20 protein-coding genes are annotated in these 24083 nt (G+C 48.0%); 10 read left to right on the top strand and 10 right to left on the bottom strand.

From position 1 onward, the window contains the following. Window positions 1–88 precede the first annotated feature (88 nt). Entirely contained in the window at window positions 89–847 is a 759-nt protein-coding gene (locus AC50Y5_RS28825; RefSeq protein ID WP_494864839.1) for an MBL fold metallo-hydrolase, read from the top strand. A 77-nt stretch (window positions 848–924) separates the two neighbouring features. Here AC50Y5_RS28825 and AC50Y5_RS28820 read toward each other — a convergent pair whose 3' ends face one another. From AC50Y5_RS28820 to AC50Y5_RS28800, 5 genes are all read right to left on the bottom strand, one after another. Then, entirely contained in the window at window positions 925–8157 is a 7233-nt protein-coding gene (locus AC50Y5_RS28820; RefSeq protein WP_494864837.1) for a 5'-nucleotidase C-terminal domain-containing protein, read from the bottom strand. Window positions 8158–8730: 573 nt separating this feature from the next. After that, the gene (fumC, locus tag AC50Y5_RS28815; RefSeq protein WP_056030976.1) at window positions 8731–10116 is read right to left on the bottom strand and encodes a class II fumarate hydratase; all 1386 of its coding nucleotides are present in this window, start codon (window positions 10114–10116) and stop codon (window positions 8731–8733) included. A gap of 193 nt (window positions 10117–10309) precedes the next feature. Continuing rightward, a complete protein-coding gene (locus AC50Y5_RS28810) occupies window positions 10310–10975 on the bottom strand; it encodes a bifunctional 2-keto-4-hydroxyglutarate aldolase/2-keto-3-deoxy-6-phosphogluconate aldolase (RefSeq protein WP_046232188.1) in 666 nt (221 codons plus the stop codon). A gap of 217 nt (window positions 10976–11192) precedes the next feature. Next, a complete protein-coding gene (locus tag AC50Y5_RS28805; RefSeq protein ID WP_056030979.1) occupies window positions 11193–12017 on the bottom strand; it encodes a TerC family protein in 825 nt (274 codons plus the stop codon). A 15-nt stretch (window positions 12018–12032) separates the two neighbouring features. Continuing rightward, on the bottom strand, window positions 12033–12350 hold the full coding sequence (locus AC50Y5_RS28800) for a Dabb family protein (RefSeq protein WP_494864835.1): 318 nt from the start codon (window positions 12348–12350) through the stop codon (window positions 12033–12035). A 242-nt stretch (window positions 12351–12592) separates the two neighbouring features. Here AC50Y5_RS28800 and AC50Y5_RS28795 point away from each other — a divergent pair, with 242 nt between their 5' ends. Both AC50Y5_RS28795 and AC50Y5_RS28790 read left to right on the top strand, forming a co-directional pair. Then, window positions 12593–13267, top strand: a complete 675-nt coding sequence (locus AC50Y5_RS28795) for a stalk domain-containing protein (RefSeq protein WP_056030985.1) — start codon at window positions 12593–12595, stop codon at window positions 13265–13267. Between the two features lie 300 nt (window positions 13268–13567). After that, complete coding sequence (locus tag AC50Y5_RS28790) at window positions 13568–14092, top strand: DUF2062 domain-containing protein (protein ID WP_150131510.1); 525 nt, start codon at window positions 13568–13570, stop codon at window positions 14090–14092. 25 nt (window positions 14093–14117) lie between these two features. Here AC50Y5_RS28790 and AC50Y5_RS28785 read toward each other — a convergent pair whose 3' ends face one another. Continuing rightward, window positions 14118–16193 carry an endo-1,4-beta-xylanase gene (locus AC50Y5_RS28785; protein WP_494864832.1) on the bottom strand — a complete coding sequence of 692 codons (2076 nt, stop codon included), beginning with the start codon at window positions 16191–16193 and terminating at the stop codon, window positions 14118–14120. A 167-nt stretch (window positions 16194–16360) separates the two neighbouring features. Between AC50Y5_RS28785 and AC50Y5_RS28780 the strand changes: the two genes are divergently transcribed. The 4 genes from AC50Y5_RS28780 to AC50Y5_RS28765 all read left to right on the top strand — a co-directional run bounded on the left by AC50Y5_RS28780 (window position 16361) and on the right by AC50Y5_RS28765 (window position 18779). Further along, complete coding sequence (locus tag AC50Y5_RS28780) at window positions 16361–17647, top strand: XRE family transcriptional regulator (RefSeq protein ID WP_494864830.1); 1287 nt, start codon at window positions 16361–16363, stop codon at window positions 17645–17647. A 242-nt stretch (window positions 17648–17889) separates the two neighbouring features. Beyond that, entirely contained in the window at window positions 17890–18309 is a 420-nt protein-coding gene (locus tag AC50Y5_RS28775; protein WP_494864828.1) for a hypothetical protein, read from the top strand. A gap of 24 nt (window positions 18310–18333) precedes the next feature. Beyond that, window positions 18334–18537: a hypothetical protein gene (locus AC50Y5_RS28770; protein ID WP_155972821.1), complete on the top strand. Its 204-nt coding sequence runs from the start codon at window positions 18334–18336 to the stop codon at window positions 18535–18537. Then, window positions 18531–18779: a hypothetical protein gene (locus AC50Y5_RS28765; protein ID WP_494864826.1), complete on the top strand. Its 249-nt coding sequence runs from the start codon at window positions 18531–18533 to the stop codon at window positions 18777–18779. Before AC50Y5_RS28770 ends, AC50Y5_RS28765 begins: the two co-directional genes overlap by 7 nt. Window positions 18780–18787: 8 nt before the next feature. Here AC50Y5_RS28765 and AC50Y5_RS28760 read toward each other — a convergent pair whose 3' ends face one another. The 3 genes from AC50Y5_RS28760 to AC50Y5_RS28750 form a co-directional block, all read right to left on the bottom strand. Then, window positions 18788–19768 carry a hypothetical protein gene (locus AC50Y5_RS28760; RefSeq protein WP_494864824.1) on the bottom strand — a complete coding sequence of 327 codons (981 nt, stop codon included), beginning with the start codon at window positions 19766–19768 and terminating at the stop codon, window positions 18788–18790. Next, window positions 19729–20340 (bottom strand): RNA polymerase sigma factor, encoded by a 612-nt coding sequence (locus tag AC50Y5_RS28755; RefSeq protein ID WP_494864823.1) that lies wholly within the window; start codon window positions 20338–20340, stop codon window positions 19729–19731. Before AC50Y5_RS28755 ends, AC50Y5_RS28760 begins: the two co-directional genes overlap by 40 nt. Window positions 20341–20404: 64 nt before the next feature. Then, the gene (locus AC50Y5_RS28750; RefSeq protein WP_056031006.1) at window positions 20405–20857 is read right to left on the bottom strand and encodes a MarR family winged helix-turn-helix transcriptional regulator; all 453 of its coding nucleotides are present in this window, start codon (window positions 20855–20857) and stop codon (window positions 20405–20407) included. A 119-nt stretch (window positions 20858–20976) separates the two neighbouring features. Here AC50Y5_RS28750 and AC50Y5_RS28745 point away from each other — a divergent pair, with 119 nt between their 5' ends. Together AC50Y5_RS28745 and AC50Y5_RS28740 are read left to right on the top strand one after the other, a co-directional pair. Then, on the top strand, window positions 20977–21450 hold the full coding sequence (locus tag AC50Y5_RS28745; RefSeq protein WP_494864821.1) for a GNAT family N-acetyltransferase: 474 nt from the start codon (window positions 20977–20979) through the stop codon (window positions 21448–21450). Next, window positions 21447–22058 carry a YczE/YyaS/YitT family protein gene (locus AC50Y5_RS28740; protein WP_494864819.1) on the top strand — a complete coding sequence of 204 codons (612 nt, stop codon included), beginning with the start codon at window positions 21447–21449 and terminating at the stop codon, window positions 22056–22058. The genes AC50Y5_RS28745 and AC50Y5_RS28740 overlap by 4 nt, the downstream gene beginning before the upstream one ends. Window positions 22059–22162: 104 nt before the next feature. Here the strand turns inward: AC50Y5_RS28740 and AC50Y5_RS28735 are convergent, their stop codons facing one another. Further along, window positions 22163–23251 (bottom strand): pentapeptide repeat-containing protein, encoded by a 1089-nt coding sequence (locus tag AC50Y5_RS28735; protein WP_056031015.1) that lies wholly within the window; start codon window positions 23249–23251, stop codon window positions 22163–22165. 215 nt (window positions 23252–23466) lie between these two features. Between AC50Y5_RS28735 and AC50Y5_RS28730 the strand changes: the two genes are divergently transcribed. Then, window positions 23467–24021, top strand: a complete 555-nt coding sequence (locus tag AC50Y5_RS28730; protein ID WP_494864817.1) for a glycoside hydrolase family 12 protein — start codon at window positions 23467–23469, stop codon at window positions 24019–24021. Window positions 24022–24083 lie beyond the last annotated feature (62 nt).

Below are 24083 nucleotides of genomic sequence, written 5' to 3'. Positions count from 1 at the left end.
TTTTATTATTTACACCTTTATATTTATCCCTTATGATATAAAAGCTTGGCCAAGCACAATCTGAGCTGATGTTGATCGGAGGGATCGTATGCTACTTGCAAAAGGCATTGCCATGCTGGAGATTACAGCTGCCATCATGGGAAAATCCACAACGATTTACCCTACCCTTATTTGGGATAATGATCGCCAAATCCTTATAGACACTGCCCACCCTGGGCAGCTTCCATTGATTCAGGAGGCCGCAGCACAAGAAGGCGTTCTCCTCGAGCAAATAACCGACATCGTACTTACCCATCAAGATATCGATCATATTGGCAGTCTGCCAGCTGTCATTGAACAGGCTGATTACGCTCCGCGTGTATGGAGCAGCGACATCGAGAAGCCCTACATCGAAGGACGCAAGCGTCTGCTCAAAATAACCGACGAGGCGCTCGCGAACCTCGACCTGATGTTTCCGCCGGAAACGCCCGCTGCATTCCGCGCCGCTTTTCGAAAAATGCTGGAGCATCCGCCCCACGCAAATGTGACAGCGCAGCTGCTGGGCGGCGACAAGCTTGATGTATGCGGCGGCATCAGCATTATTAATACGCCGGGACATACACCCGGACATATCAGCTTATATCATCACGCGAGCCAAACATTAATAGCCGGAGATGCGCTGATCGCAGAAAATGGCAAGCTTGCCCCTCCTGCATTTGCTGCCACGCTCGATTATGGAATGGCGCTGCAATCGCTCAAAGCGCTTGCAGATTACCCCATCCAGCATGTTATTTGCTATCATGGCGGTTTATGCAGCGGTCAGCTTAATGAACAAATTGCTCAAATTTCTGATGGAGCTGCTGTTTAATCAAAACAAAGGCCGTCCCAAAGCAGTGTAAATACTGCCTTGGGACGGCCTCGCTTATTTCATTAACTGCCTTTTACTTATTTGCTTGCTTCAGCGTATTTCGTTGCATTCAGCAGCAAGGTGACAACCTCAGCCCTCGTTGCCTTAGCATTTGGATTGAACTTATTGTTCGCCCCTTGTACAATGCCTGCTTTGGCTGCCGCAGCTACATAAGGAACTGCCCAAGCCGGAATCTCTTTCGCATCGGCAAAATCTACCTTTGCAGCCGGATCAACCGGAAGGTCTAGTGCACGTACCATAATGGCCGTCATTTCAATTCGGGTCAATGGGTTGCTTGGTCGGAACGTATTGTCCGCATAACCGCTAATGAGTCCCGCTTCTAACAGCTGTGCTACGAAGGAGCGTGCCCATACAGGAATTGCATCCGCATCGCGGAAATTCGGCACTGTCGTTGCAGCTTCCAGCTTAAATGCACGGCTTACCATCGTTACAAACTCTGCACGAGTCGCATTCGCCTCTGGACGGAACGTACCGTCGGTGAATCCTTTTACAATTCCTTGCTCTACCGCCTGCTTAATCGACTGCTCTGCCCAATGTCCTGCTACGTCCTTAAGCACAACCGGAGTTGGCGTCGGGCTCGGATCTGGACTCGGGGATACAGAAGGTGTTGGACTCGGGCTAGGTGTGCTTGTTCCCGGATTGCTCGTGCCAGGATTTCCTGTGCCCGGGTTTCCAGAGCCTAACAGATCAGTAATTCTTCCTTGAATACCGATATCTACTGTACCAATTTTCTCCAAATAGTCGTTAAATACTTCGTAATCAACTAAATTCATTTCGTAGAAGCGTCCAGCATCCTTCGCCGCCTTCATAGAAAGGTAGAAGTCACCGCCGTTTGCCATGAATGAGTTTGTCGCTACGATGTAATACGCATTTGGATCAATTGCTACATAATTCCCTTGCTCGTTCAATACTTCTACTTTCACGATTCTTTCACCATTTTGAGTTATAACACCAGTAACGGAGTTATAAATCTCAGGTTTTTTTGTCGAATCGAAGGAGAAGCGCATGCCTGCTACTTGCGGGAATCTACCTTCTTCACTCGTTGGCGTAGATCCGCTGACGCCGTTTTCGAGTGCCGCGGTAATTTCCGCACCTGTCATCTTCAGTGCTGTCAGATTATTGCCAAAAGACATAACCGAAAGCAAATGGCCGAGCGTAATGTCACCCGCCGGAATGGACTGGCGGATACCTCCAGCATTTTGAATTGCAACAAAACCGGCAATGCCTGTTTTGTCGATTAGCGCACTATTTTTCACCTTGTCCAGCATACCGTCCGAAACCAGGTTACCCAAATTTGTTTCCTGTCTGCGAACGTTTTTGCGAAGCCCATCAAGATCGACAATCGTTTTGCCTACTACTGTTTTCGCAATCTCTTTAATTGGGGCCTCGTATTCAGCCAACTTTGCAGCACCATCAGGATCGGCAGCAAATACATATTGGGAATTCACTTGCTGATCCACATTGACCAGCTTGCCGTCCCAAACAACAAGTTCGCCATGGTCATCAAACAACACATCCAGCTTGCCCAGATACACGCCATACTCACCTGTTTGCACGATAAGCGTAGCTGCTGCATCAGCTGTTTTACGGTACACGGTTGGTTCATCCAGCTTCGTATGTGAGTGACCGCCGATGATAATATCCAGACCCTCCACACTTGCTGCAAGCTTCTGATCCTCTGTGTAGCCTAGATGCGACAGGGCAATAATTTTATTGACTCCCGCTTGCTCAAGAGCTGTGATCGTTGCTTGCGCGCTCGCTACCGCATCCTTGAAGGTAACTTTGCCCGGCGATGCAAGCAATACTGTATCCGGCGTCGTCAGACCGAAAATACCAACCTTCTGGCCATCGATCTCTTTAATGATAGCCGGAGATATTTTACCGTTCTCCGAGTCATCCGATATCGTCTTAATTCCTTGCGAGAACAGGGAGCCCAATTCAGCCTCGCCGCTAAAATCAACGTTTGCGCTAACGAAAGGAAATTCTGCACCGGATATGAACGCAGCCAGCGTTGCCGCATCCTTGTCAAACTCATGATTTCCAAAAGTCATAGCGTCATAACCCATTTGGTTCATAAACCATTGATCCGCCAGCCCTTTGAATTGGTTGAAGTAAAGCGTGCCCGAGAACACATCACCTGCGTCTACCAGTAGAGTATTATCATTTTTCATCTGGTCGACAGCTGTCATGCGGCGCGGCGCGTTGTCAAGATGGGCATGGGTATCATTAGTATGCAGTACGCGCAGATCAAATGCGCCTTGCACATCAGTAATACGTCCCTCTACACCAATGTTAACCGTACCGATTTTCGTCAAGTATTCATTAAATACTTCATAGTCTACAAGGTTCATTTCATAGAAGCGTCCAGCATCCTTGGCTGCCTTCATCGACAGGTAGAAGTCGCCACCGTTTGCCATGAAGGAATTGGTCGCTACGATATAATAGGCATTTTCGTCAATATCCGTATAAACGCCCTTATCGTTCAGTACTTGAACCTTCATAACCCGCTTACCTACTTGCGTGATTTCACCTGTCACCGAATTATAAATCTCCGGCTGCTTCGTCATATCATAGTAGAAGCGCATGCCCGCTACTTGCGGGAATCTACCTTCTTCACTCGTTGGTGTAGATCCGCTGACGCCGTTTTCTAGTGCCGAAGTAATTTCCGCACCCGTCATCTTCAGCGCCGTCAGATTGTTACCAAAAGACATAACCGAAAGCAAATTGCCGAGCGTAATGTCACCTGCCGGAATGGACTGGCGGATACCTCCAGCATTCTGAATTGCAACAAAACCAGCAATGCCTGTTTTGTCGATTAGCGCACTATTTTTCACCTTGTCCAGCATACCGTCCGAAACCAGGTTACCCAGATTTGTTTCCTGTCTGCGGACGTTTTTACGAAGCCCATCGAGATCGACAATCGTTTTGCCTACTACTGTTTTCGCAATCTCTTTAATTGGGGCCTCGTATTCAAGCAGCTTGGCTGCCGCCACAGAATCGGCAGCAAATACATATTGGGAATTCACCTGTTGATCCACATTGACCAGCTTGCCAGCCCAAACGGTAAGTTTGCCAGCCGCATCAAACTTAACGTCCAGTTGGCCTAAATTCACACCGTATTCACCAGTCTGCACAATCAGCGTCGCCGCTGCATTGGCATCCTTGCGGTAAACAGTCGGTTCATCCAGCTTCGTATGGGAGTGGCCGCCGACAATAATATCAATGCCGTCTACCGCAGCCGCAAGCTTTTGATCCTCGGTATAACCAATATGCGACAAAGCAATAATTTTGTTGATGCCCATTGACTCCAGCTGAGCAACCGTTGCTTCTGCGCTTGCTTTAACATCATTAAACTTCACACCGCCAGGTGAAGCAAGAAGCGCTGTATCCGGTGTCGTCAAACCGAAAATACCAATTTTCTCGCCATCCACCTCTTTAATGATAGCCGGATAGATGTTAGCATCATTCGCCGTACCATTCACTTGCGGAATGCTGTTGACGAACTGACTACTAAGCTCCGCTTCGCCGCTGAAATTCACATTCGCACTTACGAATGGAAAATTCGCACCTCTAACGAAAGCAGCAAGCGTCGCCGCATCTTTATCAAACTCATGATTGCCGAATGTCATCGCATCGTACTTCAAGTAATTCATAAGCCATAGATCAGCAAGACCCTTGAACTGATTGAAATAGAGCGTACCCGAGAATACATCGCCCGCATCCAGCAGCAGTGTGTTTTTATCGCGCAAGCTATTGATTGCCGTTGCACGGCGAGCCATATTGTCGAGATGCGCATGCGTATCGTTTGTGTGCAGCACACGCAGCGAGAGGCTATCATCATCCACGGATGGCTTGCTGCCAAGATCAAGCTGGGCAAGCAGCGGATCATGGTCACTCACGCGTCCCATTGAATCTGTATAGTCTGCATTGACATGGACAACTTCTATATTGGAATAGTCTTTCAGAGCATCATTAACCAGAATGTGGTCAAGCGTCTGGGAGTTGCCATCGTAAATATAAGAATAACGATCCTTCTCCGGCATTGTCTCAACCAGATTAGTCAGAGCGTCCTTCTTCAAAATATCAAGCGTCTTCGAAAACTGGAAGTCATTCAAATCGCCTAATACCGCAACGTTCACATTAGGATCGCTAGCCACAAGCTGCGATACGAAGGAATTTACGATTCCAGCTTGCAGAGCACGCTGTGTTTCACTGCTGCGGATAACCGGCTGGATCGTTCCCCAAGGAATGCCGTCTCCGCCTTTGGAATTAAAGTGATTTGCAATGACTACAACGCGTTTGCCTTGGAAATTAAATTCAGCGGCAAGCGGCTTGCGGGAAGCATTAAAGGCTGCATCCGTTGGGCTGATTCGGCCCGGATTCACAGACAGGCTGCCATCGCCTTTCACCTGTACAGCAGTTGTCGAGTCGCCTTTCGTTCCAGTCGCAAGGCTTACGCGCGCTGTATTGTACAAATACCCTACGCGGATATTTCCGCCCGGAGCTCCACCATCCAGCCCATCTACCGGAGCAATGTCCGTATAAGCATAAGTCGGGCCGCCTTTGGCAACAACAGCATCGATTAACGCTTGGAAGCTTTGGCTCGCATCCGTAACGCCATTGTTTGTTTCGCCATTATTATCCTGAACCTCCATAAGCCCAATAATGTCAGGCGTTTTGAGGTTGTTTACGATAATGCCGCCGATTTTTGCAGCTTTAGCCGTTTGGCTGCTGCTGAAATTTTCTACGTTGAACGTAGCAATTGTCAGCTTTTCAGCCGCAGCTACCGTGGACGCAACACCCTGCGCACGGGAGGAATACGTAATAGCTGGCAATGAGCCATCCGGAATGAGCTTGAATAAATTGCTCGTATAATTCAATACACCTGTAATCGGGCCATTAAATTGGTCGCCTGTTTTAATATCCTGGCCGGCCGGCTTAGCCGCGATATACATTTTCTGCGGATTCAGACTGCTGTCGAATGGCTGCGTGCCATCACCTGTAAGCACAATGCCGCCTGCATCGGTTTTAATCGGATTGTTAGCACCATTGTCGAAAGTAACTGGCGTAACCGAGTTGGCATAAGGGCCAGTAATGCGGGCATCATTCAACTGGATGCGCATGCCTTCCAGGCTTTCGAAGAAATCAATCGCATCGCCATCGGGATTAAATGCTCCAAAGCTGTCGGTATCAATGGCGTTCGGTACGATACGTCCATTTGCACCAATAACAATTGGCGCAGGCAATGGCTGCGAAGGAAGTCCCTTCGTAACATTTGTAGCGGTAATTTGCGTAACTGTCAGTGCCGGGCTCGTGCCATATTCGACAACTGTGCCATCTACCGTTACCGCATCTCCTAGGGCAACGCCGTGAGCCGCTTTATACACTTGGATCGCTTCTGAAGTAGCAGGATCGCTATCGATGCTGCTATCTGGCTCCTGCATGTAGAAGCTGCTTGCGCTTACTGATGTAACGATACCGGAAACATTGGTTACCGCTACATTTTCATAAATAGAACGATGGGTTTTGCCTTGAATCGTATGAATTTTGATGCCGTTTGTGTTTTGCAGCACCGTATACTCGAATGTATATACAGAGCTCGTGTCGGCACCCGCCACTACGATTGCTTTAATCGTTGTATCTGCATTAATGACAATTGGCGCACTGTAGACTGCGCTTGCCGCTGTCGGCGTAGTGCCATCCGTTGTAAAATGAATGACGCCGCCATCCATCAGCGTGCTGAGCGCAACCGTTCCACCCGTGGCAATACCGCCAGAAGGTACGCTGGCATTTACAGACAGCTTGCGCTCTACGATATCGGAAGAGTTTCTTGGAACAAGCTCCATACCGACACCCGTGTAATACGTCATTACGCCAGTTACTTGCTCAAACGTTTTGTTCAGAGCAAACGCCGCATCCGAGGAATAAATTGCAATTTCCTGGCTGCTGGCAGCATCCGTCGCATAAAACACGCCGCTTGCCGCACGTTTGATTGTAATATCATTGATTTGCACCAGACGGCCTTCGGACAAATTGCGAACCGCATCACCCGTGCCAAAAGCCGTTGAAGTAATGACCGTTGGCCCAGGAACCGGACCCTGACCGTTAACTGTCACATAACCGCCTGTTACCAGATCCGTGTCCAACTGCAGCATGCCATTGTACAGCGAGGTTTGACCGTAAACTTCAATGTCATCGCCTGGCTGCGCACCTGAATCCGCGCCTCTAACAACGACAGCAGAAGTGGCATCCTGAACAAACAGATTTACTTTGCCGCCAGATTCTGTGCGATGGGAAACTGTCCCATGCGTCACAAGCTTAGAGCCTACTGCCGCGCTTCGCACATCCGAAATCGCAACCGGTGTAAGGTTCGCAAGCGTATAGGCAAATTCAGTCAGGCCGCTAATCGTGCCTTCTGCATTTTTCACATACGCATGAATGGTCATTGGAGCTGTAACTTCGATAGGCGAAGCATAAGCTGCAAAATTTTCCGGAGCAACCGGCGCATCCGGGCTGTAGACGCTGTAATACACGCTGTATCCAACCGTTGCTGTAGACAAGGTTACATATGTTCCTGCTGGAACCTCGCCCGCCGCTGGACTAGCCGTTACGCTTGCAACCACGCCGTAAGAAGAATTTCTAGGGCTTGGAGCAGCTACTGTAAAGTCGGCGTTATTGTTATCCGTATCCAGCGCGCGGTCACCCGGATTTAGCGCTTTGCGGATAGCTGCTAATGCAGCACCCAAATCGCCAGTTGGAGCACCCTCTCCACCAGTCGCTGTTGAACCGTAAGCAACTAGATCAATCACTGCGCTGCTTACATTAAGCAGTCTAACTTTACCAGCGGTACCACCCATATTAAGCGTACCAATTGCATCTGGCGATTCCAGATCAGCAGCCGTCGCGCTTGCTCCCGCCGCCTCTTGAATAAGGAAGTAGCCTTTAGCGGCAATTGTTCCGCTTAAATTGTGTATATTCGCTGTAAAAGCTCCTGCAGCCGAAGCATATTGCACACTCCAGCCTGCGAGGGAAATCGGTGAATCGGTTGGATTGTATAATTCTATAAAGTCCTGTTTGAGTGGCGCGCCTCCATTGCCGCCGCCCCCATACACTTGTGAAATGACAATGTTGTCATTGCTTACAGCCGCTTGCACAGGTGCACCAAAACCACCCAATATCGTTCCTACAAGCAAAATAGCAGCCAAAAACAGGCTTACTGGCCGCTTAAACGCCTGAAACTTTCGCCTCATAGACAATCTCTCCTTTTTTCCTAGGTTAATTCCATAGATAGTTCTTTTTTCTCACATACATGTGACATTGAGATCATTTTGTCGATAATTGTTGTCATTTCGTGCAATAAATCAGATGAAAATAAGAAAAATCCACAACTATTTTGCTATTTGTGCATTTTTCATTCATCAACCCCTTATCAAAATTTCATATTATTATGAATCAATGAAAAAAAGAAACCTTTTTCTCTCTATTTAATATTTAATATAAAGTAGAGTAGGCCTATTGTAAACATTTTGACAAAAAAATATTGTTAAGCTATCTTTAATTGTTATCTAAATTTACATTGTCTTAACATTCGGTCATGAAAATGAATATAATATCTTAACATTTCGCTTGTCGCCCCTCCGAATGATCAAATGTTCAATATGTCGAGAATCAATTGTTCAGTCTGTTTTCATCCCATTTTCCACAGAAAAAAGCCCCTGGCATCCTATATTTCTTAGGACACTAGAGGCTAAATTTTATACCTATTTAAAATTTTATCGTACCGCTAGCAAGAACAATGCAGCACTTGCTGCTGTGTCACTGGCTTAGCGTTTGCCAATCATCGCTTCCGGCTTCACAAATTCGTCGAACTGCTCGGACGTCAAGAGGCCGCTCGCAATTGCCGATTCTTTCAGCGTCAGCCCTTTTTTATGCGCGTTTTTCGCAATGGCTGCTGCATTTTCATAGCCGATATGCGGATTAAGCGCTGTTACGAGCATGAGCGATTGATCGAGATTGCGCTTGATCACGGCTTCGTTCGGCTCAATGCCAACCGCACAGTTGTCATTGAAGGAAATCATGCCGTCCGCCATCAAAGCAACGGATTGCAGGAAGTTGTAAATGATAACCGGCTTAAATACGTTCAGCTCAAAATTGCCCTGGCTCGCCGCAAAAGCAATCGTTGCATCGTTGCCGATAACTTGGCAGACCGCCATCGTAATCGCTTCGCTTTGCGTCGGGTTAACTTTACCTGGCATAATCGAGCTGCCCGGCTCATTTTCAGGAATCGAGATTTCGCCAATTCCGCAGCGCGGACCGCTTGCCAGCCATCTAACGTCATTGGCGATTTTCATCAAATCAGCCGCCAGCGCTTTAACAGCACCGTGTGTATAGACGATTTGGTCGTGGCTCGTTAGCGAGTGGAATTTATTTTCTGCTGTAATAAACGTTTTGCCCGTAAGCGTCGTTACTTCCTCCGCTACCTGCACCGCGAAATCCGGATGCGCGTTAAGGCCTGTGCCGACCGCTGTGCCGCCTAGCGCCAGTTCGCGCATTTCGTCTACGCTTTGCACGATCATTTTGCGAGTTTTAACCAGCATGGCGTACCAGCCGCTAATTTCTTGGCCAAGTGTAATCGGAGTCGCGTCCTGCAAATGCGTACGGCCTATTTTCACAATATCGTTGAAACGCTCAGCCTTGTCCTGCAGCGTTCTTGCCAGCACATCAATAGCCGGAATCAGGCGCTGCTCCACCGCTACTACGCCAGCAATATGCAGCGCCGCAGGGAACGTATCATTAGAGCTTTGGGAGCGGTTAACATCATCATTTGGATGAATGCGAACGGCGCTGCCGCGCTCCTCAAGCAGTTGATTGGCGCGATGAGCTACAACTTCATTGACGTTCATATTCGTTTGCGTACCGCTGCCCGTCTGCCAAACGACGAGTGGGAAATGCTCATCCCAGCGGCCAGTCAAAATTTCATCTACCGCTTCACCGATAACCGCAGATTTCTCTGCATCCAGCACGCCCAGCTTCTCATTGGCGATAGCTGCAGCTTTCTTAATAATAGCCATAGCATGAACGACCTCAATCGGCATCTGCTCTCCGCTGATTTTGAAGTTTTGCAAGCTGCGCTGCGTTTGAGCGCCCCACAGCTTGTCCGCAGGAACCTGAATTTCACCCATTGTGTCCTTTTCAATCCGATATTCCATCTTTTAAGTAGCCTCCTTAAAAATCTTGAACAACCTACTCCTACTTTATCAAACGCAAACGGCTTTCGCCATCCAAATGCGTCAAAAGCCCTTTAATTGCTTGCGAATAGGCTGCCCACTCGCCTTGCAATAGCCGCTTTCTGCCGCTTTTCGCTAATGCGCTTACATAAAAAGCAGCGGCCGAACGTTAATTTTAGCGCTTCGCGCTGCGGTAAGCTTCCATATAAGCGCGTGCTTTTGCCTCAATTAAGGTGTAATCGCCTGTTTTCACAGCTTCCTTCGTCAAATCGGAGCCGATGCCAACAGCAACCGCGCCCGCTTTCACCCATTCGCCGAGATTATCCAGCGATACGCCGCCAGTCGGCATGACATTCGCTTGCGGCAAAGGCCCTTTAATCGAAGGAATAACGCTTGGCGAATACAGATTGCCAGGGAACAGCTTCACAACATCAACACCCAGCTCCAGCGCATGTTGAATTTCATTAACGGTCATCGTGCCCGGCATAACTGGAATGGCATAACGATGGCACAGCTTTATAGTATCAGGGTTAAGTGCCGGAGAAACGACAAATTCCGCGCCGCTCAAAATCGCCGCGCGTGCCGATTCTGGATCAAGTACCGTTCCCACTCCGATAATAGCAAATTGATCCGATTGCGGGTCCGCATCTACCGAATATTCCTTGCTGAGCTGCTCGATCGCACGCAGCGCAAACGGTACGGTCAGCGTAATTTCAATCGCTTTAATCCCACCTTTTATCGCATGGCGGGACATTTCTACAACTTCCTCCGGCGAATCAGCGCGAAGTACAGCGACGACGCCAGCATCTACAATTTGTTGAAGCACCTTGATTTTCTTCACAAGTACAGCCTCCCCTAATGTTCATATTTGTACGAAAAAGTACGATGTTTGCCGTTTTAATTATATGCCTTTCTCGTCCACTCGGCAATGCATGACAGGCAATTGTCAAATTATGCGGAATAAAAGAGCCACCTCACAGCATAAAGCTGTGTAGATGGCTCCCCTTGTTCATTCATTTATTCATTCATTCATTTATTAAACGGTTTATGTCATTTGATTAACCCGTATGTTTATCCAAGCTTGCGGCTTTTCCCGATCCATCTCCATGCTCGCCTTCCACTTTGCTGCGGCCCGACAAGAACCAGCCAACAACAGCAATCAGGACGAGTACGATGTAGAAGGTCGCTTTCCATACAGAGCCTTCTACAAAATCATGCGACAGCCAGTGGATGGATGGATGCGCCATCGTATGCACGGCCAGCTTAACGCCGACCCAGCCGACGATAACGAATGCTGTCAGCTCCAGCGCGGGACGGGAATGCAGCAGCTTCACGAAATAGTTCGCCGCGAAACGCATAATGACAAGCCCGATAAAACCGCCGAGGAAAATAACGATAAACTGTCCGCCGTCCATGCCGCCGATTTGCATCAGACCGCTTGGAGGCAAGGCCACTGCCAGCGCTACCGCTGCCAGAATAGAATCGATCGCAAAGGCGATATCAGCGATTTCGACCTTCAGAACCGTCCACCAGAAGCCAGCTTTGGAGTTTTTCTTCTCCTTCTGCTCCTCTGTCTCCTCTTCCTCTTCGGCCTCTTTGGACCTTCGTAAAAACTTAATGATATTGCTTATTGAAATAAATAAGAGATACAGCGCTCCGAGTGCCTGAATTTGCCATACATTCACAAGCAGCGAGATAACGAACAAGGAGGCTAGACGGAAAATAAATGCGCCGAACAATCCGTAAAACAGCGCCTTCTTCCGGCTTTTCTCATCAAGATGTTTAACCATTACAGCTAGCACGAGCGCATTATCTGCTGCCAGCAAACCCTCCAGAACAACCAAGACCACTAATACCCAGCCATATTCCAACAGCAATTCCAACGTTGTCTCCTCCTTCTAAACGACCGTGACATGTTTCTGATAATCAATTTCCAGAAACTTCTCTACTTCCGTAACCCAGCGCTCCTCAACAAACTTTACATGCATTGGATGCGCATTATAAGCTTCATAATCCTCATTGCTTTCGAATACCATGGAAAAGCCGAAACGATAATCGTTTTTAGGGCTTACCTGCAAATACACCTCAAAATCGCGAACGACCGGAATCGAACTCAATATGGTACGTCCATCCTCCAGAAAGCGCTGCTCCTCATCGGAGCCCTCCGCGTGCTTCAAGCTAAAAATAACCGAATGCTGAATCCAAACACCTGACATTTTTTCTCCTCCTTATCATGTTCCGTTTCTATACCTATTAACCACATTTCTCCTTCCTTGTACGTGGCATGTACGGCTCGCGTTTCAAAAACAAATCCATTTCTAGAGACTTATTTTTAGAGGAAAATAGTCCCAGTGGGCTTGTCCCTCTGTTGCACCGCACCTATAATAGGGTAAGCATTTCCAAGCATTAGATATGCGTACGACCATTTTTTCAAACCAGAACAGGAGAGTGGCCTATTTTGAAAAAGCTCACGATAGCTGTAGTTCTTGGCACGACGATTGTTGCAAGCATGGCAACAGGTGCTTACGGCGCAACGAAGCTGCAAGAAATTAAAGCTTATTTGAATAAAGACATTGCCTTTAAGGTGGATGGCAAGCCTGTGCAGCTGCGGGATGGCAATAATAATACCGTTGTTCCGATTAGCTATAAAGGCACAACCTATCTTCCAGTAAGATCAATTTCCGATGCGCTTGGCGTTGCGGTTGACTATGATGGCAAGACGCAATTGATTCAGCTTGGTGAAAAAGTAGAAGGCGTTTCCATCTCAAGCTCCTTGACCACCAATACGTACCGCACGAAAGATTCTGCGCAAACAACCTATAACGGCAAAGATTATAAAGAAGCCCTATTTGATAATGCAGAAAGCTCCCGTTCAAGCTCGTTTATTTTGGAGCCTAAGAAAAAGTACCAAAAGCTGTATCTTCAAATCGCAGCCGTTGGGCAAGACTTGGGCAAGTTAACGGTGAAGGACACGGGTACGGATACGATTTTGAAAACGACAGAAATTAACGTAGCCGACGGCCTTGTCACGGTTGAAGTGGATATCGGCGGCGCAAACCAGCTGTACGTTTATGCCGATGCCAAAGAGGACGGAGCTGTATTCGTTCCGCTCACAACCTCCTATTACAAATAAAGGGTCATAAGAAAAACGCCTGTGGCGTCCTTTCTATTAGACGCCATCGTTTTGGCGAAACGGCTGTCGCCGTCCTTTGGCGGCAAAGCTGCCGTTTCGAGGGTGAAACTTATAAATCCTTATATTTTAAACAAGCCTCTAAATACGCTATTGCAGCGTATTTAGAGGCTTGTTTGTCGGTATGCTGCTTTTTTGTCTCTTTTTGGCGAAAACGCAGCCTTCCGAAGCAGCATCTGTCTTTGTTCCACCACACGAATATGTTATGATACTTTCATCATATACAGCTGGGAGCCGTTCATCGTGAGAACAAAAATGCTGCGAAAATTCAAATATTATTGCTTGCGCCTGCTCCGTATAAAAAAAAGCGACCATGTCGTTGCGCTTGGCAGCGTACTCGGTTTTCTGCACTGCTGGTTTCCGACTTTTATCGTCGGACTGCCGATCTCCCTGCTGCTGACTCGGCTGCTTCGCGGCAATTTGGCCGCCTGCGTTATTTTTTCGACGATCGGCTCTTTTACTTGGCCGGGACTTTTTTATTTGAATTATAAAGTCGGATTTTGGCTGAATCGCCTCGTCGGCGCTCCAGCCGCCAACCATCCCGCCCATATGGCGCTTGCGCCGCCGGTTACGCATAAGGTCGGACATTTTGCTTCCTTCGGCCATTTGGGCATGAATTTTCTGATTGGCTCCATCGTCAATAGCATTGTTTTTTCCTTAATCGGCTATTTTGTCATCCGCTTTATCCTCAATCGCTATAGACCCACTCTAATTACCAAGCTCAAAAGCCAAGGCAAAGGCGTTCGCCGCAGTCTATCTGTCGGTTAAGAACACCTCCGGCGGTGATTCAGCCTTATTTCGGCATATCGGCCAGCCAGACCGCTCCCAGCTTGCCCACTGAATCGCTCGGCCAAGCACTGTCGTTCCAATAGATGGGCTTGCTTGCGCCGGACGATCCATCTATGATTTTCACCTCAAAACCAATTTCCCGCCCATTTGAGCCCTTGACTGCTTGCCAAGGAATGACCGTTTCCACCATATAGCCAGTGGCAAGCGCTCTAGTTACATAAGAATAGCTGCCCTTTTGATGATTCAGACGAGGGAAAATCAGCCGTCTTGCTTCTTGTGCATTATCGCTGCCCTCCTGCCCATTTTCCTGAACATACAGCTCTACCTGATCAGCGTCATCGCGGGTTTTGTCCGCTACAATGACCTGTACATAAAGATTTGTCCCATCCCATAGCGTCTTAAAGCTCGTCTTCTCGTTGCCCAATTGCGTAAGCTGAGAGGAGACCGCTTGATCCCAAATGGGATCGGCTGTCTGCTGCACTCTTGGCGAAGCCCTTAGAGCAGCCGTCCGGCTTTGTGGATCTGACGGCAGCTGGGACGAATCTGCCACTCCCCAATAAGCTGGCTTAGCTTGCAGCTCCGTATCAAATAAAAGCGCTTGATTGTTGTACGTCTTCTCATCCTGCACACCCCAGAAGGTCACAGATGAGATCGATTTGCTGTATTTTTTATAAAGCTCCAGCAGTTCCTTGTAACGGTAGGCCTGCTGTACCGCAATCGCCTCCGGTATTGCCGTGCCGAAGCTGATCCGGGTATCAATATCCAGCTCCGTAATTTGAATGTCCAAGCCGAGCCCAGCATACAGCTTGATCGTTTTCTCGATCTCCTGCGCCGATGGCGACTCCAGCTTATAATGGGATTGCAGCCCTACGCCGTCAATCAGTCCTTTGCTCTTCAGGCGCTTAAGCAGCTGATAAATCTCCTGACGCTTCTGCGGCGTTTCCGTACCATAATCATTGTAATAAAGCTTGGCGGACGGATCGGCGGCGCGAGCAAACTCAAACGCTTTTTCAATGTAATCCGGTCCTATCGTTTTATACCATGACGTTTGGCGAAGCCCGTTTTTATCGCCGCCGGTGTCCGCAATCGCCTCATTCACGACATCCCATGCATACACCTTGCCCTTGTAGCGCTTCATGACCTTCTCGATATATTGCTTCATACGCGATAGCGCCAGCGTTCGGCTAGCTGGCTTGCCATTATTGTCCCAATACATCCATTCCGCCGCATCCGTATGCCAAATCAGCGCATGGCCGCGCACCACCATATCATTCGCCTGTGCAAAACGGACGTAACGATCGGCTGCCGCGAAGGCATATTGCCCCTGCTTCGGTGCCAGAAATTTCGGCTTCATCTCGTAGGTTGCGGTTAAGCTGTTGAAATGCTTTTTGAGCAAATCGCCATAAATGCCTTCCATTTGCCACGGGTATACCGCCGCTCCAATCGTAAAATCGTCTTTATAAACCTCCTTTATTGCCGGAATATCGTCCTCTATCGCCATGTCAGAAATAACCGCAATCGATACATCATCCACATAAAAAGCTGTCGTATCAACTGTATCATCCGTTATGTATGGCGTTTCCAGGTACAGCTTCAGCTCGGATGGGGTGTCTCCATGAAGAAACGTTCCCTTGAGCTCATGCCACTCTTGCCATTCCTCCTTCTTGATTGTCATTTGCTTCAGCGGGCTCCAGCTTGCCGCCCCTGAATTTTTATAAACGGTCAACTGCATCGTTATATCTTTGGCAGGCTTTTCCTTCAGCCTAATGTACGCCGATATTTCATATTCTTTATTAGGGAGCAGCTGCTTCCTAAGATCGAGCATGGGGCCATTGTAGGTTCGCTTTCGCCCCTCTACCAGCATGCTCCCGCTGCCGGTGTTCGCCTCTTGCTTGCTGAGGCTAAGCTTCTCATGTCCGATTCTGGCTTTCCAGCCTTGCAGGCTGCCATCTTCAAAATCGCTGCCGAGCACAATCTGTGGAACCTTGTCCGCGATAACAGCATTGGAGAAGGGAATGGCCGCGCCTATGAAAAGCGACATCACCATCCATGAAGCCAATATTCGTTTTTTGAACTGCATTTTTTTCCTCCTTCTAGTCGTTAGAGACTGCGACGAAAAAAGTACCGCTAATTTCCTCGCAGCTCCTTAGCATCGGGTTATTCCCCTTGGAGCTTGGGGTAAGTTACTATTATAAGATAAATTATGCAACCAGATGGGCAAGATGAAAGATTATTAACCTGAGGAGGATGAATTTGCTAAAGGAACGGGTTGAGTTTCTATGTAAAAAACGCAGTTTAGCGCGCAAGGATTTGGTCGAGGGGCTGGTGACGCAAGCGCATTTCGCCAATATTTTGGCGGAGCGTTATCCGTTTGCCGACGATTTGGCTAAGCTGATTGCTGCCCGCCTTTCCGTCTCGCCCGAGTATTTAACTCAAGCCGCCTTGCAGGATGAGGTCACGCTTGAGCGCGCTGAGGAGATTTTCACCCGGCTGTCGCAGCCTGTTCCAGCGCTGGCTGAGACTGATGTCAATGAGCTTGATGACAAAAATGACGCGCTGACGATTGAGCTGACTACCGCTTTAATGAAAGCCGTCTATTATCAACAGATAAATAATGGCGATGCTTATGAATATATTCACCGTACTTATCTTCACTATTATTTAGAGAAGTTTGGGCGTGAGGATGACCCGGATTTGCCCATTCCGCTCAAAAAGGCGCTATTTTTGTATAAGATTCAGCATTACCGCTCCAAAAATCAATATTTTGAAGCATTAAATAACAGCCAGCGTTTAAGCACACTTGTGGAAAAAGGCTCGGAAATTTGGTTAACGGTGCAAAACTTTTTAATGGAAGCCTCTGTTTACAGCAAGCAATATGAATCGGCTAAAGCGATTTATGAGCAAACGATGCAGTATGTGTACAGCGAACGGCTGTATCATCGATTATCCGGCCAGCATCTGGCCTACAGCGGCTGCTGCTTTGCGATGGGACGTTATGAGGAAGCTCTGCTCGCTTTGTCGATGGCGGAAGCCCATCTCGTCTATACGCCTAGCCCTGGCGACCTGTTTCCGTCCATTATGAATAATCGCATCATTATGCTGACGCACCTCGGCGAGCTGGATAAAGCATCCGATGAAATCGCACGCTTTGAAGAGCTCGCGCAGCAGGAAACGGACGAGATGAAGCAGCTGCTTGCGCCGCTTCTACTGATCTATCGCTGCGAGGTGGCCTTCGCCTCCAAAAACTGGGGCCAGCTCTCGCAAGGGCTTAGCTTGCTTGCCAGCTACCCGCTGACGGAGGATCAGCAAAGGACCGCCGTTTTTTATGAAAGCCAGCTTGCCCTGTCGAGCGATAAAAGGGAAGCTTTTATAGAGGCCGCCTTATCCTGCCTGCCCTATTTCGAGCAGACCCAGCAGACGATGCGTCTGGAGCAGCTTTATGAAACGCTAGCTGTCGCCTCCGAAGACAGTCGCCGCTACAAGGAATCAGCGCTGTATTACCGCAAGCTGGTCTATTTATTGCGAAATAAATAGGCGAAGCAAGGGGACAGCCGCAGCGAATACCGCAAAACAATGGGCGATGTGGCTCATTGAATCGCCAAAACGGGCTGTTTTTTTGCTCAAAGCGCCTTCCGGCACAAAAAAACGACCCATTTTCGCTGCTCAAGCATCGTTTTTTAAGATTTGTTTACATGTGCCCGATTGTATTGAAAGGATTTCCAGTCTGCCTCATACTTAAATTAAGCTACAAAATACGATGAAAATGAGGTGTTGTTATGTTTAACTTATTCGGAAAGAAGAAAAGCAAAGAAGAGGCTTTGGAGTATGCGGATAAGAAGCTTAACAAGGGGTTCACTGGCATGATGATGAAAGGTTTTGTCCCTAAGGAGCATCGTGACATGATGAATCAAAGCCTCAATCAAGCCAAGCAGGCGCATATGGCGTCCACTGGCGCAATTCCTATAGCCGCAACTGCGACCGTGCTTTCGATTACCGATACAGGCAAGCTCGTCAACTTTGATCCGATTGTCATTCTTGCACTTAACGTCACCGAGCCAGACGGTCGCAGCTATCAGAGAACGATGGAAACCCTCGTCTCCAAGCTGCAAATCCCGCGCCCCGGCGATCTAATCGGGCTTGGCCAAAACCCTGCTAATCCTTCCGAGCTGATTTACATGGGCTTGCTGACGCCTTAGAAAAGGACGAAGGGGGAACCCGCGATGCATAAATGGATGAGATGGATTGGCATTTTGCAAATGGTCGCTCTTGGCCTGTATGCCGCTATCGCCAACTATATTTGGCAGGACCCTTTTTATTGGCTTGGCATGCCGCTGTTCATTCTCTTAATGGCCAAAGGCTTCGGAATCATTATATTGTCGAGGCTGTTTCCTTTCAGAATGGGGCAGCCTATGCCAAAGTGCTGAATGCCACCCCGCTCTGCAGCACGCCGAACGACAAGCTCAAGCTGCGGCTGGATCTGGCGATAACGAAGGCGGACGGGGACACGTTTCAAGTGACCATGACGAAGGAGATAAGGGATACAATGCTAGCCCGTCTGCAGCCGGGCACAGTCATTAAAGTTACCTATTCTACGTCTGATCCGTCTAAAATCGTCCTCGCCCTGCCAGCAGATGCCGCTGATTTAAAGCAAACGTTTGGCTTCTAAATCAAAGCCTATTTAAGCACCTTAATCGATTCGCCAGCCAGCGCCAGCAGCTCCGCTTTCGTTAACTTCTTATTCCCGAGATCTGTAAGCAAATAAAAAGCATCCTGCTTCTCGTCGTACCACTGGGCATAATGATAGTTGTATTTCTCGCTAATAGTCCGCTTATTATATATTACTTCTATTCCTTCTACCTTGATCTTCTCGGCATTTTGACCGGAAGGCAGCAATAAATATATTTCACCGCCATCCAAAGGGTTCTTGGTTAATTCCGATTTATAATGCCCCTTGGTATAAACCGCGCTTAACACGCCCGATTTATTCCATGGCACAGCTTTCATGAACAGCTTCTTTCCATCTGCTCCGGCAGCAGCCTGTGCCTTCAGCTCCGACAGCACTTGCTTATAGGCTGCCGTCTGCTTGTCCGCATCGGTACTAGGCATATAAGGAGCTACTTTGCCGGAAACAAAGCTGTAGCCGCTCAGCTTCTGGGGCAGCAGCTGCGCGCCAGTCCGATTTGCCTCCTGTTTAAAGGCGGCATAGGTGCCCAACCGCTTTTCTTTGTAGGTGTACAGTGCCTCATCTTCTTTCCCTAACACATAAAAAGCAACCAGCTCGCCCGGCTTGGCAAATTTTTGGGCTTTATTTAAATAGTTTTGGTACGCCTTGTTGTCTGCACTGTCTGTTTGCGGCGTTATTTCCTCGATCGTCTTCACCTTAATTTCGCCAGCCGAATTGCGAATTTCAATATACTGGCTTGCCGCATAGGCACTAACCGATAGCAAGAGCAGCAGCATGAGTGCTCCGCTGAATGCCGTCGTACGCTTCATTACGGGGCGCATAAAGGACGTCTGTCCCTTCCTGCCTGACGCAGCTTCCCCTGTAATTCGCTTCATTACCGCTTCAGTGACATCGATAGCTGGAAGTCCTCCATTTGCTGCGGCTCTGCTCGTTATATCGTTGTATTCATGATCGAAGCGGATTCGCTCCATGCCTCTTCCCCCTTATTTTGCAGCTGCTGTTTAATTTTTTGCTTAATGCGGCTCATCCTCTTTTTCAGCGCATCCGGTTTTTTTCCCATAATGACACCAAGCTCGGCATACGATTTTTCCTCAAACACTCGCAAAACAAGCAAATTCCGCTCCTCCAGCGACAATGCTGCAAGAGCTGCCGCAAGCGCAGGCGTATACAGCCGATTGTCCAGCTCCTCTTCCGCGCTTGCAGCCGTCATCTCGCTCGGACGAAACAAACGCAGCCACTGCTTTTGCAAACGCCGCCTTCGCAGCAAATTCAGGCAATGATGATAGGCAATACGGTACAGCCACGCCGAAAAATGCACCTTGGGCACATATCCCGCTATTGCCTCATACGCTTTGACAAAAATATCTTGAACCGCATCCTCTGCGTCCTGCCGATTCGCCAGCATCCGCCAGCAATAATGATATAGCGGCTGCTGAAAAGCTTGTACAATCGCAGCGTAATGCTCCGTCTCCCCTGCTTGAACAGCGCTGATTAGCCGTTCCAGCTCCGATGCTTCCAATTGATTATAATGCGTTGTGAGCACCTCCTTCTTGGTTTGTATACTCTCTAGAACACCTGACGCCAAAGAAAGGTGACCGCAAGCTGCATTAATATTTGCGTTTGTTTCCTTTTTTCACAAATTCCCAATCCACTTCAATATTTTTTCTCACCCGCTGAAGAAGCTGCAAGATGTTATCCGCCTCTTCCGTTGAAAATCCAGCTAATGCAACCGCATTGGAATGCTCCCCTTCGCGCTTGAGGAATGGATAAACGGCTTCGCCTTTTTCTGTCGGAAACAGTTTTTTAATTTTTTTATTGCTGTCATCCTCTTTTTTCACGATAAAGCCCTGCTCCTCCAGCCTCTGGATAGCCCGGGCAGCAGTCGTGCGATCGACCTTAATCATTTCCGCCAGCTTTTCTTGGATGATGCCTGGATTTTCACAAATGCGCACCACATATAAATACTGCCCTTTTGTCAGATCAAATTGTTTAAATTCAATGTTGCTGATGGAATCCAAAGCCCGAGCAATCATGCCGATTTCACGAAGAATATCTTTCATTGGTCTCATTTCCCCTCACTTTTTCTTTTTGTTGCATTTACAACAAAATTCAATTCATTTATACTATTAAAAAGCTTTAATGCTAGCACTTATACCTATACAGAAAAGGAGTGAGACATTTGTATTCAAGCATTATACAAACTCAAGCTGATTTAACCATTGCTTTGCAAATCCGCCAGCAAGTATTTGTCGAAGAGCAAGGCACTCCCTTGCAGGATGAATTTGATGAATTCGACGATTTTGATGCGCTGAAGGAACGGGTACAGCATATTTTAGTTTATTATAACGAAAAACCGGCCGGAACTGGGCGTTTAAGAACGGTAGATGGATTTGCCAAGCTTGAGCGCATCTGTATTTTGCCCCCGTACCGGCAATTTGGGCTGGGAAAAGTGATCGTGCAAACTTTAGAGGAAATAGCCAAGGGGCTCGGATATGGCCGATTCAAATTGCATGGACAGCAGCAGGCAGAAGGCTTTTATCATAAGCTGGGCTATGAAACCGTCTCGGACCTATTTATGGAGGACGGGATTCCGCATGTATTAATGGTAAAAGGATTAGCTGCCGAGGGCTCAGGAAAAGATGGGATAACGTGAAATATTTCTTTTATACGATAGGCATTTTAATGATGTCTCTGGGCATCGCCCTCACGATTGAATCGGGCTTTGGAGCATCGCCGTTTGATGCGTTTCTGGTCGGCCTAGCCAACCAAATCGGGCTTACGGTGGGCAGCTGGGAAATGATTATTGCTCTTATCATGGTTGGCGGCAACGCGCTATTATCCAGAACAAGGCCCGAATTTAAAGGCTTGCTTACCGCTTTTATTGCCGGCCTCGGCATCGATCTGTGGCTTTATGTGCTGCAAGCCTTCACCCAGCCGGAGATGTGGCTAAGCAGGCTGCTGTTTCTGGGATTCGGCTTACTGATCGTTGGAGCAGGCATTGCCTGTTATTTGCAGACGCAGGTCGCGCCCATTCCTATGGATCACTTAATGCTTCTGATTCGGGATAGGAGCGGCATGGGCATTCTGCTTTCCCGAACGTTGATTCAGCTCTTTTTCTTATTGATGGCCTTTCTATTTCATGGGCCCATAGGGATTGGAACGTTATTAACCGTCTGCCTAGGCGGTGCAATCCTGCAGTTTTTTATGCCGTATGCGGCAAAGCTGATTCCAGCTCACAAGAGCAGCAGTTCTTTCCAATAAGCTTTTTTTGACGAGCCTTTAAAACAAAAAGCCTAGAAGCGCATGTGCCGCGCTTCTAGGCTTTTTTTATTTCTATTAGCTTATGAATTCCCTCCCATGCTCGTTTAATCAACCCACCGTATGCTATGAATCTGTTCATCTGAAAAGCTGTAGCTATCTTTTATTTGACGGGAAAATAACGCATGCTGAAGGTTTGCTCCTTCAAAGCTTGTCCGGCCAAAGGTCGCTCCAATGAAGCTCGCCCCTTCCAGATCTGCATGATCGAAACGCACGCCCATCATTCCCGGCCTCCGATGATCTCTCGGCTCATGGCCGCGCACGTAATCAAACACGGCTCCTCGCAAATCGGCATGGCGAAAATCTGCTTCCGGCAGCGACGAATATCGAAAATCCGACTTGGGTGCAAGGCAGCCATTCCATCTCGTACCCATCAGATCACAGCGCTGAAAGCGGCTCCCCTGCAGATCGCTGCCACTAAAATCCGCATACCGCAAATCATTCGACTCCGCTCGCACCTGGGGCAGCTTTAAATTACGGTAGCATCCATAAGCAATGCTGCTTGCCTTGCTCTCTTCCAGCCGCCTGCGAATTTCCTTCACATCCTGCAAGCCTTGATAATCGACCAGCACATCCTCGCTAAGATCTGTATATTCGCCAATGCTGATACGCAAAGCGAGCTCTCGTTTAATAGACTTATATTCCTCCAGCATAATGGCTTCCGGCATCGCTGCCCGCAGCAGCGCAACCGCAAATAAATGGTAACAGCCCACTGCTTTCAGCATCATCGCTTCAAATTCTGTAGACTTGGCACATTCCCCGTATCCTTCGTACGATTCGGTCATTTCCTGTATAAACGCCGGCAGCGAGTGATATAGCCAAGCGGCATCATATTCCTCAAACAGCGGCGCCGAGTTCTCATACCATCTTTCCGAATACGCTTCAATGAAATAACAGGAATGATCCATCATCGACCTGCGCAGCAAGCAAAAATGGATAAGCGAAATCGGGCCTTTTTGATCCGAATCCTGCATTTCCCTAATTCGCAAGCAAATACGCTTGAAGGTTTCCAGAAACTGATTGATCCATTGCTCCTGATGATGCTGAAGCTCTTCTTCAATCGCAGTCATCTTCTGATCCAGCGCCGGGAGAAATTGATGCTCATAAAAATATTGCACGATATTCTTGTTATTCATCTTCACACGCATCCTTCCAATAACAAGGAATTCCACCCTATAATTAACTTCGGATTTCGTGCGGGAAAACTTTAGTTTTTAGGGCAAAATGCCCAGAAAACTTCAAATTTTCTTTTTTCAAGGATACCTCATATTAACAGTTACCCTAAAAATAGTATGATTAAATCACTAATTTTCGGGGTGTTTACTCCCTCCACATATTGCTAAAATACTAAATGAAAGCGCTTTACAAAATCGATAACTCCACACCTTATGCCAAACTAAATTTTAACAACAATAAATATTATTTATTCAACAACTCTTGGGGCAGCTCGGGCATTTCCGGCTGGTGGCAGACCGTTTATCATAACAGCAATACGAACTTTGGATATGTGTGGAACTGGCCAACTACAACAGGCGGCGTAAAAGCTTTCCCTTTGATTGTAAGCGGCTGGCACTGGACAGAAGGCTATACACCGGGCAGCGGACTGCCGACGCGGCTCTCTGACAATAAAGCGATTAACAGCGGAGTAACCTATTCTATTGATCCTGCCACGAATGGCCAATATAACAATGCCTATGATATTTGGCTGCATACCACAGGTACGGCAACATGGAGCAGCACGCCAACGGATAACTTCACCATCAATGTGAAAAATTTTACCGACTATCTCGTTGGCAAAAGCTATTTCCCAACAACCCGCTACGTCAGCAGCATAGAATATGGCACCGAAATTACAAATGGCAGCGGCCAGCTTAATTATTCGAACTTCTACGCAAACGTTCAATAACCTTTATCATAGAACGAGCAAGCGGCTCTCTCGTCCCCCCTAATACGGCGCAGAGGGCCGTT

Source organism: Paenibacillus sp. JT22N7, from assembly GCF_059383875.1.
The sequence above is the reverse complement of the archived record's forward strand: the minus strand, read 5'-3'. Positions and strand labels throughout refer to the sequence as shown.

Bases quoted from the DNA above. Each gene is read 5' to 3' on its own strand.
- AC50Y5_RS28825 (WP_494864839.1), top strand. From the start codon at position 89: ATGCTACTTGCAAAAGGCATTGCCATGCTGGAGATTACAGCTGCCATC.
- AC50Y5_RS28820 (WP_494864837.1), bottom strand. From the start codon at position 8,157: ATGAGGCGAAAGTTTCAGGCGTTTAAGCGGCCAGTAAGCCTGTTTTTG.
- fumC (WP_056030976.1), bottom strand. From the start codon at position 10,116: ATGGAATATCGGATTGAAAAGGACACAATGGGTGAAATTCAGGTTCCT.
- AC50Y5_RS28800 (WP_494864835.1), bottom strand. From the start codon at position 12,350: ATGTCAGGTGTTTGGATTCAGCATTCGGTTATTTTTAGCTTGAAGCAC.
- AC50Y5_RS28785 (WP_494864832.1), bottom strand. From the start codon at position 16,193: ATGCAGTTCAAAAAACGAATATTGGCTTCATGGATGGTGATGTCGCTT.
- AC50Y5_RS28780 (WP_494864830.1), top strand. From the start codon at position 16,361: ATGAATTTGCTAAAGGAACGGGTTGAGTTTCTATGTAAAAAACGCAGT.
- AC50Y5_RS28775 (WP_494864828.1), top strand. From the start codon at position 17,890: ATGTTTAACTTATTCGGAAAGAAGAAAAGCAAAGAAGAGGCTTTGGAG.
- AC50Y5_RS28770 (WP_155972821.1), top strand. From the start codon at position 18,334: ATGCATAAATGGATGAGATGGATTGGCATTTTGCAAATGGTCGCTCTT.
- AC50Y5_RS28760 (WP_494864824.1), bottom strand. From the start codon at position 19,768: ATGGAGCGAATCCGCTTCGATCATGAATACAACGATATAACGAGCAGA.
- AC50Y5_RS28750 (WP_056031006.1), bottom strand. From the start codon at position 20,857: ATGAAAGATATTCTTCGTGAAATCGGCATGATTGCTCGGGCTTTGGAT.
- AC50Y5_RS28735 (WP_056031015.1), bottom strand. From the start codon at position 23,251: ATGAATAACAAGAATATCGTGCAATATTTTTATGAGCATCAATTTCTC.
- AC50Y5_RS28730 (WP_494864817.1), top strand. From the start codon at position 23,467: ATGAAAGCGCTTTACAAAATCGATAACTCCACACCTTATGCCAAACTA.